The organism is Magnetospira thiophila (genome assembly GCF_054657015.1).
Genome location: NZ_BAAHXF010000002.1, coordinates 992262 through 1010945, shown reverse-complemented (window position 1 = coordinate 1010945; position 18684 = coordinate 992262). Strand labels below are relative to the sequence as shown.

At 59.9% G+C, this 18684-nt stretch carries 16 protein-coding genes; 5 read left to right on the top strand and 11 right to left on the bottom strand.

What is annotated here, in order from left to right; genetic code table 11:
• Nucleotides 1-17: 17 nt before the first annotated feature.
• Genes ACYQ1P_RS14545 through mnmA form a run of 3 tightly spaced genes read left to right on the top strand, consistent with a single transcriptional unit; the run spans nt 18 to nt 2111 of the window.
• Nucleotides 18-356: a ferredoxin family 2Fe-2S iron-sulfur cluster binding protein gene (locus tag ACYQ1P_RS14545; protein WP_460021062.1), complete on the top strand. Its 339-nt coding sequence runs from the start codon at nt 18-20 to the stop codon at nt 354-356.
• Nucleotides 357-363: 7 nt separating this feature from the next.
• Complete coding sequence (tenA, locus tag ACYQ1P_RS14540; RefSeq protein WP_460021061.1) at nt 364-1026, top strand: thiaminase II; 663 nt, start codon at nt 364-366, stop codon at nt 1024-1026.
• Nucleotides 1023-2111 (top strand): tRNA 2-thiouridine(34) synthase MnmA, encoded by a 1089-nt coding sequence (gene mnmA, locus ACYQ1P_RS14535; protein ID WP_460021060.1) that lies wholly within the window; start codon nt 1023-1025, stop codon nt 2109-2111. Before tenA ends, mnmA begins: the two co-directional genes overlap by 4 nt.
• Here mnmA and ACYQ1P_RS14530 read toward each other — a convergent pair.
• The 11 genes from ACYQ1P_RS14530 to ACYQ1P_RS14480 all read right to left on the bottom strand — a co-directional run bounded on the left by ACYQ1P_RS14530 (nt 2095) and on the right by ACYQ1P_RS14480 (nt 15673).
• Entirely contained in the window at nt 2095-2520 is a 426-nt protein-coding gene (locus ACYQ1P_RS14530; protein WP_460021059.1) for a universal stress protein, read from the bottom strand. The genes mnmA and ACYQ1P_RS14530 overlap by 17 nt on opposite strands.
• A gap of 12 nt (nt 2521-2532) precedes the next feature.
• Nucleotides 2533-4740 carry a TRAP transporter permease gene (locus ACYQ1P_RS14525; RefSeq protein ID WP_460021058.1) on the bottom strand — a complete coding sequence of 736 codons (2208 nt, stop codon included), beginning with the start codon at nt 4738-4740 and terminating at the stop codon, nt 2533-2535.
• A gap of 72 nt (nt 4741-4812) precedes the next feature.
• Nucleotides 4813-5778 (bottom strand): TAXI family TRAP transporter solute-binding subunit, encoded by a 966-nt coding sequence (locus tag ACYQ1P_RS14520; protein ID WP_460021057.1) that lies wholly within the window; start codon nt 5776-5778, stop codon nt 4813-4815.
• 104 nt (nt 5779-5882) lie between these two features.
• Nucleotides 5883-7220, bottom strand: coding sequence for an aspartate aminotransferase family protein (locus ACYQ1P_RS14515; protein ID WP_460021056.1), 1338 nt, complete (start codon nt 7218-7220; stop codon nt 5883-5885).
• Nucleotides 7217-7825 carry a MurR/RpiR family transcriptional regulator gene (locus ACYQ1P_RS14510; protein WP_460021055.1) on the bottom strand — a complete coding sequence of 203 codons (609 nt, stop codon included), beginning with the start codon at nt 7823-7825 and terminating at the stop codon, nt 7217-7219. The genes ACYQ1P_RS14515 and ACYQ1P_RS14510 overlap by 4 nt, the downstream gene beginning before the upstream one ends.
• Entirely contained in the window at nt 7822-8121 is a 300-nt protein-coding gene (locus tag ACYQ1P_RS14505) for a MurR/RpiR family transcriptional regulator (protein ID WP_460021054.1), read from the bottom strand. Before ACYQ1P_RS14505 ends, ACYQ1P_RS14510 begins: the two co-directional genes overlap by 4 nt.
• Before the next feature lie 133 nt (nt 8122-8254).
• Nucleotides 8255-10576: a cache domain-containing protein gene (locus ACYQ1P_RS14500; protein WP_460021053.1), complete on the bottom strand. Its 2322-nt coding sequence runs from the start codon at nt 10574-10576 to the stop codon at nt 8255-8257.
• 61 nt (nt 10577-10637) lie between these two features.
• On the bottom strand, nt 10638-11489 hold the full coding sequence (locus ACYQ1P_RS14495; RefSeq protein WP_460021052.1) for a mechanosensitive ion channel family protein: 852 nt from the start codon (nt 11487-11489) through the stop codon (nt 10638-10640).
• Nucleotides 11490-11582: 93 nt separating this feature from the next.
• Nucleotides 11583-13826: a GAF domain-containing protein gene (locus tag ACYQ1P_RS14490; protein WP_460021051.1), complete on the bottom strand. Its 2244-nt coding sequence runs from the start codon at nt 13824-13826 to the stop codon at nt 11583-11585.
• Nucleotides 13827-13855: 29 nt separating this feature from the next.
• The gene (locus ACYQ1P_RS14485) at nt 13856-14665 is read right to left on the bottom strand and encodes a coiled-coil domain-containing protein (RefSeq protein WP_460021050.1); all 810 of its coding nucleotides are present in this window, start codon (nt 14663-14665) and stop codon (nt 13856-13858) included.
• Between the two features lie 62 nt (nt 14666-14727).
• A protein-coding gene (locus ACYQ1P_RS14480) for an IS630 family transposase (RefSeq protein ID WP_460018340.1) occupies nt 14728-15673 on the bottom strand; the annotation gives its coding sequence in 2 pieces (ribosomal slippage) (nt 14728-15333 and nt 15335-15673; 945 coding nt in all).
• Between the two features lie 338 nt (nt 15674-16011).
• Between ACYQ1P_RS14480 and clpS the strand changes: the two genes are divergently transcribed.
• Together clpS and clpA are read left to right on the top strand one after the other, a co-directional pair.
• A complete protein-coding gene (gene clpS / locus ACYQ1P_RS14475) occupies nt 16012-16341 on the top strand; it encodes an ATP-dependent Clp protease adapter ClpS (RefSeq protein WP_460021049.1) in 330 nt (109 codons plus the stop codon).
• A 6-nt stretch (nt 16342-16347) separates the two neighbouring features.
• Entirely contained in the window at nt 16348-18657 is a 2310-nt protein-coding gene (gene clpA, locus ACYQ1P_RS14470) for an ATP-dependent Clp protease ATP-binding subunit ClpA (protein ID WP_460021048.1), read from the top strand.
• The last annotated feature ends 27 nt before the right edge of the window (nt 18658-18684 follow it).

Sequence of the window (18684 nt, the reverse complement as noted above, 5' to 3'; positions counted from 1 at the left end):
GTCAGGAGAACGCCCCCATGCCCAAGATGACTTTTATTGAACCCAACGGCTCCCGCCGCGTGGTTGACGCGCCGGTCGGCCAGTCGGTGCTTGAGATCGCCCACCACAACAAGATCGACCTGGAAGGGGCCTGCGAAGGCTCCCTGGCCTGTTCGACCTGTCATGTGGTGGTGGACCCGGAATGGTATGACAAGCTGGAGGAAGCCGACGAGGACGAGGAGGACATGCTGGATTTGGCCTTCGCCCTGACCCATACCTCGCGTCTGGGCTGTCAGATCGTCATGACCAAGGAACTGGACGGTCTGGTGGTCACCCTGCCAGCCGCCACCCGCAACGTCGCGGTGGACAAGAAGTAATCCTCTCATGGCCTTGTTCGACCAACTCAAGGCGCAGGCTGCGGGAGAATGGTCGGCCTATGTGGACCATCCCTTCGTGCGCCGACTGGCCGACGGCAGTCTGCCCGAGGCGGCGTTTCGACACTACCTGATCCAGGACTATCTGTTTCTCATCCACTTTGCCCGGGCCTATGCCCTGGCTGCCTACAAGTCCGAGACTCTGGCGGATTTGCGTCAGGCCACCGAGGGGCTGAAGGCCATGGTCGAGGTGGAGATGGGCCTGCATGTGCAGTTTTGTGCCGATTGGGGCCTGAGCGAGGCACAAATGGCGGCGACTCCGGAGGCGGATGCCTGCATGGCTTATACCCGCTATGTGCTGGAGAAAGGTCACGCCGGAGATTTGTTGGATCTGCATGTGGCGCTGGCTCCCTGCATCGTCGGCTACGGGGAAATCGGTCGCCGCTTGGCCGCCGATCCCGCCACCAAGCGCGACAACAATCCCTATGGGGCCTGGATCGACATGTATGCCTCCGACGACTACCAACAGGTGGCTCGGGCCGAGGCGGCCTATCTGGACGATCTGTTCGTCCGGCGCGGCGGGCCGGGGCGGTTGCCTGGCCTGCACACCACCTTCCGGCAGGCCACCCGCCTGGAGGCCGCCTTCTGGGACATGGGATTGAATTTGTCATGAACAGTCTCGGCCTCGACCGGGCCGCCGCCGATACCCGGGTCTGCGTGGCCATGTCCGGTGGAGTCGATAGTTCGGCCACGGCGGCCCTTTTGGTCGAGGCGGGCTACGACGTGTTCGGGGTCACCCTGAAGCTCTACGACATGGCGGTGACCGTCACCACCGGCACTTGCTGCGCCGGCAAGGATATCCGCGACGCGGCCAAGGTCTGCGAGGTTCTAGGCATTCCGCATCATGTGCTGGATCTGGAAGACGTATTCAAAAAAGACGTCATCGACGCCTTTGCCGACAGCTACATGGCCGGAGAAACGCCGATTCCCTGCGTCCATTGCAACGAGACGGTGAAGTTCCGCGACCTGCTGGGCTTTGCCCTGGGGCAGGGGGCGGACCTTCTGGTCACCGGCCATTACGTGCGCTGGCGGGACGGGCCGCAGATGTGGCGCGGTCGTGACCCGCAACGGGACCAGAGTTACTTTCTGTTCGCCACCACCCGGGACCAGTTGAGCCGTTTGCGCTTCCCCCTGGGCGACATGGACAAGGACGAGACCCGTGCCGTGGCGACCCGCTTTGCCCTGCCGGTGGCGCACAAGCCGGACAGTCAGGATATCTGTTTCGTGCCCCAGGGGCATTATGCCGATGTGCTGAAAAAGCTGCGCCCCGGGGCCGCCGAACCGGGCGAGATCGTCAATCAAGCAGGGGTCGTCCTCGGGACTCACAAGGGCCTGATCCATTATACGGTCGGCCAGCGGCGCGGCTTGGGGATCGGTGGCGGCGACCCGCTCTATGTGTTGGCCCTGGAGCCGGAAACTCATCGCTTGGTGGTCGGGCCGCCGGATGCTCTGTTGTGTGAGGATTTCTCTCTGCGCGGCGTCAACTGGCTGGGGGAGGGGGCTCCCGAAGAATTTGACTGTGCGGTCAAGGTGCGCTCCACTCAGCCCCCGCTGGCGGCGCGGGTTCGCCTGACAGAACAAGATGGCGCCCGGGTGCGGCTCAAGGAACCGCATGCGGGGATCGCCCCTGGGCAGGCGGGTGTCTTCTACGACAATGACCGCCTGTTGGGCGGCGGCTGGATCACCGCACCACGGTGACCGAGCAATTTGCGTGGCGCACCACCCGCGCTGCGTTGGGGCCGAGCAGAAAATCTTTCAAGCCCGTTCGATGGGCGGTGACGACGATCAGGTCGGCCTTCACCCGCTCCGCCATTTCAAGGATGCGGTGATAGATGGAGCCCTGGGCGACGATATGCTGCACTTTGATGGTGTCGGGGATTCCCTGTTTGACCACGTTGTGTAGCGATTTTTTGGCATCGTCGACGATCTGTTTTTCCGCCCCTTCGGGAAAATACTGACCGACTTGAGGGCTGCCGAATTCCGGCACCACGGTCAGCACATGCAGGGTGGAGCCGAAGGCCTGACAGTATTCGATGGAGGTCTGGAAGGCCTTTTTCAGGCCCGCTTCATCCTGCAAATCGACGCACAACAGAATATCCTTGTACATGCTCGCTCTCCCTCAGGCGGTCTGGATTTTTGGCGGATGGTTCCTGCTATAGCGGGCACGCTGATAGAGGTACAGGCCGACAAAGATGAGCAATCCGACGGCCTGAGTCATTTCCCGGTGCATGCCGATCAAGTCCGCCACCAGACTCGGTCGCAACAAGGCCAGACAGAGCAGCCCGAGAACCACCCGCTCCAGCAGGCTGCAGAAATCTGCGAAGAAACCTTGCAGTGCCGCCGCGAAAGCAAACATGGCGGCGAGCGAGACGAAGAAGATCCAGCCGATATGCAGCCAACTCGTGATCCAGATCGGATCGCCATTCTCGGCCACCCCGTCGATCATCAGCAGGTCCAGGTTGAAGATGAACATGAACGGCAGAATGGCCGTGCGCATGTCGTAGGTGAAACCCTGAATGCCGGTCTTGATCGGGTCGGCTTTGGCCAGTGCCGCCGCCGCATAGGCCGCCAGTCCCACCGGTGGCGTGTCATCGGCCAGGATGCCGAAGTAGAACACGAACAGATGGGCGGCAATGAGCGGGAACACCAGACCCGCGTCGGCTCCCAGTTGCACGATGACCGGCGCGGTCAGGGTTGCCATGATGATGTAGTTGGCGGTTGTCGGCAAACCCATGCCCAGCATGATGCTGGTGCCTGCGGTGAGCAGCAGCATGAGAAACACATTGCCCATGGAGAGCACTTCGATGACGTTGACGAAACGTCCGGTCAATCCGGTGCTGGTTACCGCGCCGACGATGATGCCCGCCGTGGCCGTGGCCACACCGATGGCGATCATGTTGCGTGCCCCGTTGATCAGGCCGTGCCAGAGATCCTCGAAACCCCCGACGACGGCGGCCCCCATGAGTCCCTTGTCGCGCACCGGGTCGTACTGCCCGGCGCTCTTTTTCTTGGTGATCGCCAGCCAGGCGATGATCGGGCGTTGAATGAGGATGATGACCAGCAAAGCCTCGATGCCGTACAGGCAGGAGGCGATGGGCGATTGGCGGGCCACCACGAGAAAGTAAATCAAGACGCCCACCGGGATGAGATAATGCATGCCACCCAGGGCGGTTTTGAGGAACGGCGGCAGCTCTTTCTTGGGGATCACCGGCAGGTCCAACTTCATGGCTTCCAGATGCACCACGTAGATCAGGGCCAGATAGGAAATGACGGCCGGAATGACGGCGGCGCGCACCACGTCCAGGTAGGGAATGCCGATAATTTCCGCCATGATGAAGGCGGCGGCCCCCATCACCGGCGGCATCAGTTGGCCGTTGGTCGAGGCGGCCACTTCCACCGCCCCGGCCTTGTGGGCGGGAAGGCCGACCTTTTTCATCAGCGGAATGGTGAACAGGCCGGTGGTCACTGTGTTGGCGATGGACGAGCCGGAGACGACGCCGTTCAGGCCGGACGCCAGCACCGCCGCCTTGGCCGGGCCGCCCTTGAGGTGGCCGAGACCGGCAAAGGCTACGTCGATGAAATATTTGCCGGCTCCGGCCCGCTCCAGAAAGGCCCCGAACAGCACGAACAGGAACACGAAGCTGGTGGAGACCCCGAGCGGCGTGCCGAAAATGCCGGTGGTCGACAGGTATTGGTCATTAACGACGAAATCCAGTGGAATGCCCCGGTGTTTCAGGAAATCCGGCATCCAGGGGCCAACAAAGCAATAGGCCAGGAACAGGCCCGCCAGGATGCTCAGAGCCGGGCCGAGGGCGCGACGGGCGGCTTCCAGCAGCAAAACGATCAATATGGTGCCGAGTACCGCATCGGAGGTTTCCGGCAGGCCCTGACGCAGGACGATGTTGTCGTAATCCCACCAGATGAACAGCGCCACGGCGGCCCCGACAACGGCAAACAGAAAATCATAAAGGGGAATGTAGTCGCGGATGGAACGTCCGGCACCAAAGCCGGGGAAAATTTTACGGATTCCCCTTACCCAAAACGGAATTTCATGATCTTTGAATGCCGGAAAAGCCAGAAAACACAATGAAAGAGCAAAAGCCAAGTGCCAGGAGCGGGCAATGAACGAATTGGTCGGCATGTAGGCGATATAAAGCTGATAACAGGACCAAATCAGGCATAGGGCGATGATTAAGCCGGAAGTCCATTTGGATTTCGGGTGGCGCGGCCCGGTTTCCACCAGGGCGACAATGTCCTCGGCGCTCAGTTGAGGCACCGTCGCACTGTCTTTTTCGGGCTCCGAGGTCTTGGCGATTTCTTCGGCCATGATGGCCCTCCCGTGATCCTGCATTGGAAAGAAGAGCGGGGAGTGCCCGAAGGACACTCCCCGATGTCGGACTTACATCCAGCCCATTTCCTTGTAGTACTTTTCCGCACCGGGGTGCAGCGGCGCACTCAGACCCATGAGCATTTCCTTGGGGTTCAAGGTCTTGAAGGCGGCATGGGTTTTCTTCAGTTCGTCCAGATTGCTGAAGATGGTCTTGACGAAATCATAGACCATCTCATCGGAAGCCGCCGCAGAGGCCACCACGGTCGCTTTCACGCCATAGGTCTCGGTGTCGGTATCGACGCCCTTGTACATGCCGGCCGGGATGGTGGACATGACGTAGTAGGGCTTGCTCGCCACCATTTCCTTGATGGCATCACTGTTCACCGGCACGAAGGCGGCATCCACGGAATTGGCCGGTTCCTCGATGGCGGCGGAGCCGTGACCCACCGAGTAGAAGAAGGCATCGACCTTGCCGTCGATCAAGGCCCGCGAGGCCTCATTCTGTTGCAGGCCTTCGGCCTGGATGTCCTTATCCGGGTCGATGCCGTACATGGGCAGGACGGTCAAGGCCATGCCGCGCTGGCCGGAGCCCGGGTTGCCGATGCTGATGGTCTTGCCCTTCATGTCGGCAATGCTCTTGATGCCGGAGTCTTTGGTGGTCATGACATAGAGCAGTTCCGGATGCATGGAGAAAACGGCGCGGATGTTTTCCTTTTTCTTGCCGTCCCATTCGCCTTCGCCGTTCCAGGCCTGGGACTGGACATCGGACTGGGCGACACCAAAATCGAGCAGACCGCGATCAACCGCATTGATATTGAACGAGGAGCCCAGCGCCGGACGACCGACGCAATTGTACTTGCCGCCGGAATGCTTATTCATCAAGGCGCAGGTTTGCAGGGCGACTTGATAGTAGACGCCGGTGACCGACCCGCCGCCGATCAGAATGTCGGTGGCGGCGACCGCCGGAGCGGTGCCCAGGCTCATCCCAACGGCAGCGGTCGCGGCCAGCAGGGTTCCTTTAAAGAGGGTATTCATATTTTAATTCTCCCGTTTTAATTGCATATTACACACTTGAATGTCGGCTTTGGTATTGTGGAAACCGGGTGCTGCCGACGAGGCGTCTCCGGCATAGACGATACTTATGTCACGATTTCAGCGAGCGCCGCCGCCACAGAATCCTTAAGACGTTGGACGATGTCGGCGATCTGTTCCCCGGTGACGATGAACGGTGGCGCCAGCAGCACATGATCGCCCCGCTGGCCGTCCGCCGTGCCGCCGAAAGGATAGCACATCATATGGCGGGCCATGGCCTGACGCTTGATTCGGCCATTGAGTTTGAGCGCGGGCTCGAAGGGCTGTTTGGTCTCGCGGTCGGCGACCAGTTCGATGGCCTGGAACAGGCCGCGGCCGCGAATATCGCCCACATGGGGATTGCCGTCGAAAGCCTCGTGCAGCAGGCGGGTCAGTAACGCGCCCTGGTTCTGCACATTCTCCAACAGGTGGTCGCGTTCGATGACGTCGAGCACGGCGAGGGACGCGGCACAGGCGGTGGCATGGCCCATATAGGTATGTCCATGCTGGAAAAAGCCACTGCCGCCAAGCAGGCTGTCGAAGATGGTGCCGGAGACCAGCAGCGCCCCGATGGCCTGATAGCCCGCCCCCAGACCCTTGGCGATGGTGCACAGGTCGGGAGCGACGCCCTCCTGCTCGCAGGCAAACAGGCTGCCGGTGCGCCCCATGCCGCACATGACCTCGTCGAGAATCAACAAGACACCGTATTGATCGCAAATCTCGCGGATGCGCTTGAAGTAGCCTGGGGCCGGGACCAGGGCTCCGGCGGTGGCTCCGACCACCGTTTCGGCGACGAAAGCCCCGACCGTCTCCGGGCCGACCCGCAACAGTTCGCTTTCCAGCTCGTTGGCGGCGCGCAGGCCGTAGGCTTCGAGGCTCTCCCCCGCCGCCTGATAACGATAGGGATTGCAGGCGGAGATGTGGCTGACCCCCTCCATCAGCAGGGGCTCGAAGGGGGCGCGGCGCTGCTTGTTGCCGCCGACCGCCAGGGCACCCAGGGTGTTGCCGTGATAGCTTTGCTGGCGGGAGATGATGCGGGTCCGCTGGGGTTGGCCGATTTCCAGGAAATATTGCCGGGTCAGCTTGAGTGCCGCCTCCATGGCTTCCGAACCGCCAGAAAGAAAGTAGACCCGCTCCAGGCCAGCCGGGGCCAGGGTGACCAGTCGATCCCCCAACTGTTCCATCACGTCGGTGGTGAAAAAGCCGCTATGCACGTAGGCCAGCTTGTCCACTTGGGCATGAATGGCACGGCGAACGGTTTCGTTGCTGTGGCCGAGGCAGGACACGGCTGCGCCGCCGCTGGCATCCAGATAGCGTTCACCATCCGAGGCAATCACATAGATGCCATCGCCGCCCACCGCTCGCGGCAGGATTTCCTTGGGGGCCCGATGAAACACATGGTTCATGAAACCAGACCTTTGCTGCGCGGTTCGCCTTCGAGCCAGTAGGCTTCGAAGGCGTCCAATTGGGATTCGCTGTCGGACAGTCCGGACAGGGCGGAGGCTCCGCCGTGGGTGATGAGCAGCATTACCAGGGCCTGGACGACGGCCATGGCCGGGACGACGCCATGAAAAAACGACGGCGGCACGGCGGGAAGAATCAGCGGCGTCAGCTTGTCGGAACGCAACAGGGGTGACAGCGGGCTGTCGGTGAGGGCGATGATCCCGGCCCCATGCTCCACGGCATAATCCACCGCACGGACAACCTGGCGCGAGTAGGGCTGAAAGCTGATGGTCAAAAGCACGTCTTCCGGGGCGATGCGGCGCAATTCATCGGCAAAGGTGCCCCCCTGGCCGTCGAGCAGGGTGACGTTGTCGAGAAACATGCGGCAGGCATAATGAAAATAATAGGCCACCGGATAGCAGCTCCGCACACCGGCCACATAGATCCGGCGGGCCTGCTGAAGCTGTTTGGCGCACTGGTTCAGGGTCTCCAGACCGATGCTGTGAAGGATCTCCTCGTGCAGGTTCTGGCCCTGCTGGAGCACATCCTTCAGCCTGGCCTCGATCACCGTCGGGCGATCCTGTTGCAGGGAGCGGGCATCCCGGCTGTAGGCAGCGGTCGGTCGTTTGCGAAGGCGGGAGACTGAAACGGCTCCTGAAAGGCCGTGTAGCCGTCCAGGCCCAGTTCCTTGACCAAGCGCACCATGGTGGAGGGATGGACCGCCGCCATGGCGGACAACCTACGCATGGATTGCAGGGCCACATCGTCGGGATGGTCGAGGGCGAATCGGGCCGCCTGTTTGAGTTGCGGGCTCAAGCGGGCAAAGGTCTTTTCAATCTGATGGCAGACCGCTTCGAAATCCATTCCTGTAGCACCACCTCATTTTACACTTTACCAGAGCATCCATGAGGCTATCCCCCCTCAGAGGAGGGTGCAACAAATGATTCATGAATTCCACATTCGAAACATTTGATATGGTGGAAAAACCTGAGACCGCTCAGAGCGCGGGGAGGGTGAAGCGGAACGACGATCCCTGACCCGGTGTGGATTCGACCCACAGGCGCCCGCCCAGATGCTCGACGATCCGTCGGCAAATGGCCAGACCGATGCCGGTGCCTTCGTAATCTTCCCTCTGGTGCAGGCGTTGGAAGATGACGAATATGCGTTCCAGGTATTGCCGTTCGATACCGATTCCATTGTCGGTGATGTGAAATTCCCATAATCCGCCTTGGCGGGTGGCCCCGATTTGGATGACCGGGGTTCGTTCCGGCTTGCGGTATTTGATGGCGTTGCCGATCAGGTTCTGCATCAGGCTGACCAGTTGTGTATGTTCCCCCTGGACTTTCGGCAGGGGGTCGATCAGCAGTTCGGCCCCGCATTCGTGGATCGACATTTCCAGATTCATCTGGGCATCGCGCACCACGACCGCCATGTCCACCGGACCCAACTTGCTCATTGAGCGTTCGATCCGCGAATAGGCCAGCAGCGCATTGATCATGCGATGCATGCGGGACGCGCCATCAACGGCGATGGACATCATTTCGTGGGCGTCCTCGTTGAGGTCCTGGCCGTATTTGCGGTCCAGCAATTGCAGGTAGCTGGTGATCATGCGCAGCGGCTCTTGCAGATCGTGGGAGGCCACGTAGGCGAACTGCTTGAGTTCGGCGTTGGATTTTTCCAACAGCATGGTCTTGCGTTTCAATTCCCGTTCCGTCTGCTGCCGTACCGAGGTATCGCGGACAATGGCGCAGACATACTGGCGGCCATCGAAATGCAGGTAGTTGGCCACCGCTTCCACCGGAATGTCGTCCCCGGTGGCGGGGTGGGCGAAGGCTTCCCAGGTGGCCGAATCCGTTTGCGTGATATGCGCCCAGAAGGCCGGCCAGTCCTGGGAGTCCGGAAGGTCGATCAGGTCGGCCAGGGCGAGGTTCATCAGCGTCTCGGAGGTCGCGCGGAATAATTTTTCCCCGGCCTCGTTGAGCGCGAAGACAAGGCCTTCGTCGTTGATCCACAACACGCTGTCGGCGCTGTGGTCGACGGCGAATTTGGTCAGTCTGAGATTGTACTCCGCCTGTTTGCGCGCCCCGATCATCTGGTTGGCCGAGGTGGCGAGCCTTTGGAATTCCTGGAACTCCATGGCGTCGGCATCAATGCGCTCGGTGCCCTGTGCGGCGCGGGCGAAGAAGTCGGCGAAACGCCCGTGAATGCGTTCGGCTTTCAGGCGGGTCCTGCGCACCGTCCATCCGATCATCAACAAAAACAGAAATAAAATGCCAAAGGTTTGCAAGACGTTAAACATGATCCGTTCTTGCAGTTCCTGTTTGCGCTGACGGGATGTTCGTTCGATGTCGCCGATATAGGTGCCTGCGCCCACATACCACTGCCAATCGGTGACGCCGGTGACATAGCTGATTTTAGGACCGGAGGGGCGATCACCGAAGGCCGGAATGACATAGGTGAGAAAGCCGTTGCCCTGTTGGGCGATGGCAATCAGGTTCTGCACGATCTTCAATCCGTTGACGTCGGTCACGTCGATCACATTCTTGCCCTTGTTGGGTTCGGTTTTGGAGATCCCGTCGAATGTGCCCACAAAGACATAACCCTGGTTGCCGAATCTGATCTGTTCGATGCGCGCCAGCACATCTTGCTGCGTATCCGCCGTCGCATCGTCCAGATATTCGCCGGTCCCGATGACCCAGCCCAGGGGTTCGAACAGCTGGATATAGGAGAGTTTCTCGAAATCGGCTTGCTCCTGGCCCGGCTTGTCCCAGTGGTATTTATAGTATCCACCCCCCTCGCGGGCGATCAGGTCGAGCATGTCTTGCACTACCATTTCCCCGTGGGCACTTTTCAAGGAAAGCATGCTCTGGCCTTCCAACTCCGGGCGGAGGGGGAAGAGTTGCTCGATCCCCTGGGTATCGAAGGCGAAGAAATAGCCTCGGCCTCCGTCATGGCGAGGGGTGCGCAAGGTTTCTCGAATCAGCTTTTCCAACTCGGTCCTGGAAAGGCGGTCGACATTTTGATCATACAGACTCTGGGCAATGGAGAGGGCGTTGCCGACTCGGTCCCGCAGGCTTTGTCGCACCCGTTCCTCGGTACTGGCACGGCCATAGTCGATGAGGGCAATGGCGCTATGCACCACCTTGCGGAGTTGCTCCTTCTGCTCGTCGATCAGGTTTTGCTCAAGGTGCTCGGCATCCTCGGCGTATTCGTGAATCTCAGTTTGCAGCCACAGGCCGCCAATCAACAAAACGGCGAGCACGGCGACGATGGCCGTGCGCAATGTCAAAGATCCGACGATACTCGGTTTTTCAGCCATGGGCGGAATCCTATAGAGATTCCCGCCAATTGGCGAGAATTTATCGGCTGATTAAGAGAGCCTACCCTTTGCCTTGCACCATATGGATCACCCGCTGCGGGAAGGGAATCTCGATTCCCTCGGCATCGAGCTTTTCCTTGAACGCCTTGGTCATGTCGAATTTGACGCCCCAATAGTCGCTGGCGGCACACCAGACCCGGACCACCAGATCCACCGAGTTGTCGCCCAGGTTGGCGACGGCGATCAGCGGGGCGGGGTCCTTGTGGGCGCGGGGATCGGCGACGATGACCGACTCCAGGGCGCTCATGGCCTTGTCGATGTCGGCGCCGTAGCCGATGCCGATGGCGAAATCCACGCGACGGGTTTTATGAAAGCTGTAATTGGTCACCGAGCCGCCCCAGATCTGACCATTGGGCACCACGATATGCACATTGTCGGGAGTCGCCATATCGGTCGTGAAAAGGCTCAATGCCTTGACGGTGCCTGCGTGCCCCCCGGCATCAATGTAATCGCCCACCTTGAACGGTCGGAAGATGAGCAGCATCACCCCGGCCGCCACATTGGACAGCGTGCCCTGCAAGGCCAGGCCGATGGCCAGGCCCACAGCACCCAAGGCGGCGATGATGGAGGCGGTTTGAATGCCGAATTGGCCCAACACGGCAACAACCGTGAAGGTCAGGACCAGATATTTGACGATACTGGAGAAAAAACCGCGCAGCGTGATGTCGAAGCGCTCGAATTTGCTCAGTCCCTTGTCCACAGCCCCCTTGGCCCAACCGGATATGATCCAACCGATGATCAGGATGCCGATGGCCCCGATTACGTCCAGCCCGTAAGAGGTGATCATGGTCATGATGTCCCCGATTACGGTCTGAATGGTCTCCTGCATCTTGGTCATGTCTAGGTTTTCCATGGGATATCTCTTTCCTCGATCAGTATCACGCGCACCTATGGGGACGCTGTCATGTTATATCAATGAAGGGCAAAATCAGGGCGGAAAATTGACCTATTTTGTCGTCATGACCCAGACCCCGTTCCATTCCCCTTCCGGCGGGTTGGCCTTCAGGAGTTCGCACCGCTCGATGTACATTTTCGAGCATTTGTCACCCGGATTGGCGGCGATGGCCTCGTTGAATTTGCCAATCGCCTTGTCCCATTTGGCGGTGCGGAAATTCTTGATCCCTTCCTGGAAGTGGCCGAGCACGTCCATCATGTTGGGGAAATCCCTGTCGTCATAATGGTCCAGAACTTCAAAAACCGGAATCGGCTGAGTCTTGCCCTTGACCACCAACAGGTCCACTTCACGCATTCGATAGGTGCCGCGCAGGGCCTTGCGGGTATTTTCGCTGATCAGGATATGCGCCCCGTATTGCTTGCAGGCGGCTTCCAGACGCGAGGCGAGGTTCACCCCGTCGCCGATGACCGTGTAATCCATGCGCTTGGGAGAGCCGATGTTGCCGGACACCACCACGTCCGTATTGATGCCGACCCGCATGCCCACTTCCGGGCGGCCATGTTGCACCCGGTCGCGGTTCCAGTCGCGCAATTGGGTCTGCATGGCGATCCCGGTACGCAGGGCGCGGTCCTCGTCGTCGTCATGGGGCAACGGAATGCCGAACTCGGCCATGATGGCATCGCCGATATATTTGTCGAGCATGCCGCCTTCCTTGGCGACGCATTCGACCATGATGGTGAAATATTCGTTGAGCAACGACACCGTGGCCTGCGCTCCCAGTTCTTCAGACAGGGTGGTGAAGCTCTTGATATCGGTGAACAGCATGGTCGCCTTGCTGTTCTGACCCCCCAACAGATCTTCGCCGCTCTCCAGCAGTTTGTCGGCCAGACCGGGGTCCATGTAGCGGGCCATGGTGGATTTGACCCGTTTTTCGGCGCTGATGTCTTCAAGCATGATCAGCGTGCCCATGGATTTCTGTTCCGAACTGATCAGCGGCAGGGCGGTGAAGTTGGCCGAGACCTTTTGGCCGCGCCATTCCATTTCGGCGTCCATGGAAATATCCGTTTCCCGACTGTCGCGGACCTTGTCGATCTTTTCCATGATCCAGTGATTGGGGCCGGTGAAGATCTGGTCGCCCTTGAAGCCGATGATTTCTTCCGACCGATGCTTGAGAATGCGCATTCCGGCGGCGTTACAGGTCACAATCACGCCGTTTTCGTCCAGGGTCAAAACGCCGTTGGACATGGATTGCAGCATGCTTTCGTTATAGTTCTTTATGGTTTGCACGTCGTCGAAGAGTTTGGCGTTTTCCAGGGCGATGGCGACCTGAGAATTGAAGGCCTTGAGCCGCTGCTCGTCTTCCTCGGTGAACGGGCCGCCGCGCTTGTTGAGCACCTGGGTGACGCCGATGTTCTTGCCGCGCTTGTTGACCACCGGCACGCACAGGATGGAGCGGGTGAAAAATCCGGTTTTCTTGTCGAACGCCGGATTGAAGCGCAGGTCCGCGTAGGCATGGGGAATGTTGACCGAAATTTGCGACGTGAACACCGTGCCGGCGATGCCCATGTGGTTGGGCAGGCGGATTTCGCCGACGCCATCGCCCTGGGCGACGCGGGAAAACAGCTCGTTGGTTTTCTCGTCGTTGAGAAACAGGGTCGAGCGTTCCGCGTTGAGCATGTGCGTGGCTTCGTACATGACCTTTTGCAGCAGCACATTGAGGTCGATTTCGGCGGTCAGTTCGGCCACCACGTCGAGGAATTCGCGCTCCTGGTCGCGGGCTTTTTGGACCCGCTCGATGGTTTGGGCATTGCGCAGGGCGATGGCCACGTGTTGCATCATGGCTTCGAGCAGATCCTGGTCCAGCTTGCTGAATCGGCCCTTGCGCTTGTTGAGCACCTGGGCGACACCGATCACATGCCCTTTGACCGTGCGGATCGGGGCGGCCAGGATCGAGCGGGTGACGAAGCCGGTCTGCTCGTCGACCGCCGAATTGAAGCGATCATCCGTATGGGTGTCATGGACCATCAGCGGTTGCTTCTGGCTGAACACGTGACCGGCGATTCCTGTGTTGTTGAGGATGCGGATTTCGCGCCGCATGGAGCCCTGGGCGACCCGGGCGACCAGCTCTCCGGCTTCCTCGTCATTGAGAAACACCGTGCTGCGTTCGGCATCCAGGTGCAATGTGGTCACATCGACCAGTTGCTCCAGCACCTCGTCCAGGGTCTCCACCACCGAAACCCGGCGCAGAATGTCCTCCATGGCCTTGGCTTTTCGAGTATCCTTGCTTACCGCCACCGCTTCACCCTTCCTTCGATGTATGGACTTCAAGCATCCGTCGCGCCCTGTCCGGCGGCAACGGAATCCAGGCGATCCCGCAGGACGCCAATGGTTTTTTTCAGGTGCCGCTGTTCCTCATCGGCGATCTGAATTTGGGATTGCAACTTTTCATCCTGGAGGATCTTCTGCCGTTCCAGTTCGTCGCGCAAGGACGTTGCCACGGCCTTGAGTTGCTGAATCTCACTTTGGGCGAGAGACGCCGCTTCCTTGCCGATGCGTTGTTTTTCATCTTCCTGCTTTTCCATCTGGTCGCGCAGGGCCTGAATGGTTTCGTTCAGTCGCAGGATCTCGCCATGGGACTCGGCCTGGGCTTCGGCGACGGCGCGACGCTTGTCCTCGGCCTCCACTTCGAGTTGATCGCGTAGGGCCGCGACCAACTGATTGAGCATGGCCATCTCGTTTTGACTCAGTTCGCGGGCCGACTGGACCGCCTTGTCGCACTCGGCGGCCATGTTCTGGATACGGTTGCGCAGTGCCCCGACCGTATCCCGAAGCTGGGCGATTTCAGAACGGGTTTCGACTATCGCCCGTTCGACCTCGGTCTCTCTTTGCTGATCGGCCGCTTCCAAAAGGGTCCGCAACTCGGCGATGGTTTCCCGGTGCCGTTCGTTTTCGGATTGCAGATTGGTGGCCACGGCGCGGACCGCCGCTTCCTTTTCAACTTCGGCCGCTTCCAGGCGTTCCCGCATGGTGCTGATGGAGGCCGCGAGATTGGCGATTTCCTTGTTGAGCGCTGTGGTCGCGCCATCCACCGCTTCCTTCTTGTGGGTGGCGGCGAGATCCAGCTCATCGCGCATAATGGTGATGGTTTGCTGAAGATGACGAATATCGCTGACCGCCGCGTTAGAGCGGGATGAATTTAGGTTGGTCCATATCCGGCGTTTCTGACGAGGTTGGCGCATTCCTGCGGCGGGAAGGCATCGAGTAGCCTTCCGATGGCCTCGCAGAGCGCATCGACGGTGCGCGCGGCCTCCTTGCGCAGCAGATGCTTGAGTTTGGCAAAGACCTGCTCGATGGGGTTCAGGTCGGGGGAGTATTTCGGCAGGAAGAACAGCTTGGCACCCGCGCCTCGGATGAGGCGGCGGATGGCTTCGCCCTTGTGGCTGCCGAGATTGTCCATGACCACGATATCGCCGGGCTTGAGGGTGGGGATGAGCACCTTCTCGACATAGACCCGGAAGCGTTCGCCATTGATCGGCCCGTCGAGAACCCAGGGCGCCTCAATGCGGTCGTGGCGGAGCGCGGCGAGGAAGGTCATGGTTTTCCAGTGGCCATACGGCACCTTGGCGTCGAGCCTTTGGCCGACCGGCGCCCATCCCCGGAGCGGCGCCATGTTGGTCTTGGTCCAGGTTTCGTCGATGAAGACTAGGCGATCAATGGCCACCCGGTCCTGATACGCCTTCCACTGTTCACGCTTACGCGCCACGTCGGGCCGATCCTGTTCCCTGGGAAGGACGCTTTTTTTTGAAACTCAGTTTTTCGGCATGCACGAATTCCCAGACGCTGCGGTAGTCGACCATCACCTTGCGCTCGGCCAGTTCCGCCACCAACCCACGCAACGTGAAGTCCTTCTCCTTGCACCGCTGGATAAGCCAATCACGGTGTTCTCCTCGGATTGTCTTCGGCCGGTTCCCTCCCATCTTGTCGGGCGCAACACTGCCCGTCTCGCGGAAACGGGTCACCCAGCGGATGACCGAACTGACACCAACGGCAAACCGCGCCGCGGCCTGGTGCCGAGAGAGGCCGCCTTCCTCAACGGCGGCGACCACACGCTCGCGGAGATCGTTCGAATAGGGTTTCGTCATCCATACTGGCCTCCTTTTCCAGCCAGTATGTTGAATCAGAATTGCGAGACTTTGGGAATCCCCTTTCGATTCACTCCGGCTTCATCCCGCTCTAGGCTTTCGCTGCGGCTTGGCATTTCCGGATTCTGTCCCTGGCGTTCCGTTGGTCATGGAGTCCCGTTTTTTTGACGAGTTGGCCCTGAATCGTCGGATATCTTGCCGGGAATTGTAGCAGGACAGATGAAAACGCGAAGGTAAAAAACACAGTCAGGGCTTTTCCCACTGGCAAAGCCCCATATATTATAAAGTCAGAACTGAACAAGGCGATGCCGGGGCCGAGCCACCGGTCGGAGTACCAGATGAGCGAACGCGATGACGACGGCGACGATCGAGGCCGGGAGCCTGGCTTGGCCGTCAAAACCCGTCCCAAGACAAAAAAGCCTGCCATGTATAAGGTTCTGATGTTGAACGACGATTACACGCCGATGGAATTCGTCGTGCATGTGTTGGAGCGATTCTTCAACAAGAATCAGGAAGAAGCGACCCAGATTATGCTTCATGTGCATCAGCGCGGCGTGGGGGTTTGCGGAGTCTTCACCTATGAGGTGGCCGAAGCCAAGGCCACCCAGGTGATGGATTTAGCCCGTGAACACCAACACCCGCTTCAATGCACCATCGAAAAGGATTGAGCCCGCATGCTTTCCCGCAACCTGGAACAGACTCTGCACCGCGCCTTGGCCCTGGCGGCCGAGCGACTCCATGAATTGGCGACCCTGGAACATCTCCTGCTGGCGTTGATCGACGATCCGGATGCCGTGGCGGTGATGCGGGCCTGCGGCGTCGACCCGGAACAACTGCGCCGGGATCTGACGACGTTCGTGGATGAGCAACTGGAAACCCTGGTGACCGGTCGGGCCGGAGAGGACCCCACGCCGACTGCCGGATTCCAGCGGGTGGTGCAACGGGCGGCCATTCATGTGCAGTCCTCCGGGCGTGAGGAAGTCACCGGGGCCAATGTGCTGGTGGCGCTGTTTTCCGAACGGGAGTCCCATGCGGTCTATTTTCTGCAACTGCATGAAATGTCCCGCTTCGATGCGGTGCAGTACATCTCTCACGGCATCGCCAAGGTGCCGGGGGCCTCGGAAAGCCGCCCGGTGCGCGGGGCCGAGGAGGGCACCGAGTCGGAAGAGGAGGGGGTGCAGCAGGGCCGCGAGGCGCTGGACGCTTATTGCGTCAACCTGAATCAGAAATCCCGGGACGGCAAGATTGATCCGCTGATCGGCCGCGAGTCGGAAATCGAACGGACCATCCAGATTCTGTGCCGTCGCTCCAAGAACAATCCGCTTTATGTGGGCGACCCGGGGGTTGGAAAGACCGCCATCGCCGAAGGACTGGCGCGCCTGATCGTCGAGGGCAAGGTGCCGGAGGTTCTTGAAAATGCAATCATATTTGCCCTTGATATGGGGGCCTTGCTGGCCGGGACACGCTATCGCGGCGATTTCGAAGAACGCCTGAAGGCGGTGATGAAGGAACTGGAGGCGACCGAGGGGGCCATCTTGTTCATTGACGAAATTCATACGGTGATCGGGGCCGGCGCGACGTCTGGCGGCTCCATGGATGCCTCGAACATACTCAAGCCGTCCCTGGCATCGGGGACCCTGCGCTGCATCGGCTCCACCACCTACAAGGAATTCCGCAATCATTTCGAAAAGGATCGGGCGCTGGTCCGCCGGTTCCAAAAGATCGACGTCAACGAACCGTCGGTCGAGGATACGGTGAAGATCCTGCGCGGCCTCAAGCCCTATTTCGAAGCCCATCACAAGGTGCGCTATACGGCGGAATCCCTGCGTTCGGCGGTGGAGCTGGCGACCAAATACATCAATGATCGCAAGCTGCCCGACAAGGCCATCGACGTCATCGACGAAGTGGGGGCCTCGCGCATGCTGCTGCCGGAAAACAAGCGCCGCAAGACGGTGACGGTGCGTGACGTGGAGGAGATCGTCGCCAAGATCGCCCGCATCCCGCCGAAAAGCGTGTCTCGCGACGATACCAAGGCGCTCAAGAGCCTGGAACGGGACCTCAAGACCATGGTCTTCGGTCAGGACAAGGCCATTATTTCCCTGGCCTCAGCCATCAAGCTGGCGCGGGCCGGGTTGCGCGAACCGGAAAAGCCCATCGGCAGTTATCTGTTCAGCGGCCCCACCGGCGTCGGCAAGACCGAGGTGGCGCGGCAATTGTCCAAGACCCTGGGCATCGAACTGGTGCGTTTCGACATGTCCGAATACATGGAGCGCCATACGGTGTCCCGGCTGATCGGCGCGCCGCCGGGCTATGTGGGGTTTGATCAGGGCGGCCTGCTCACCGACGCGGTGGACCAGCATCCCCATGTGGTGTTGCTGCTCGACGAAATCGAGAAGGCCCACCCGGATCTGTTCAACATTCTGTTGCAGATCATGGATCATGGCAAACTGACCGACCATAACGGCAAGTCGGTGGATTTCCGCAATGTCATTCTGATCATGACCACCAATGCCGGGGCCGCCGATCTGGCCAAACCGGCCATGGGGTTCGGTCGCGAGGATCGCATCGGCGAAGACACGGAAGCCATCGAGAAGATGTTCTCGCCGGAATTCCGCAACCGGCTGGATGCCATCATTCCCTTCAGCAGCCTGTCCACGGAAGTGGTGGCCCAGGTGGTCGACAAGTTCATCATGGAACTGGAAGCCCAACTGAGCGACCGCAATGTGCTTATTGATCTTTCCGAGGGGGCACGGGCCTGGTTGGCCAAGAAGGGATTCGACCCGCTCTATGGTGCGCGTCCATTGTCGCGGATGATCCAGGAATATGTGAAAAAACCGCTGGCCGAGGAATTGCTGTTCGGCAAGCTGGCCAAGGGCGGCACGGTGGTGGTGTCGGTCGAGGGCAACAAGCTGGTTTTCAGCTATCCCGATTCCCCGCAGCCTCCGGCGACCCGGGAAGACAAGGTTCCGGCGCTGGTGGAGTGAGCAATATCTGAATTTTATTTTTGAACA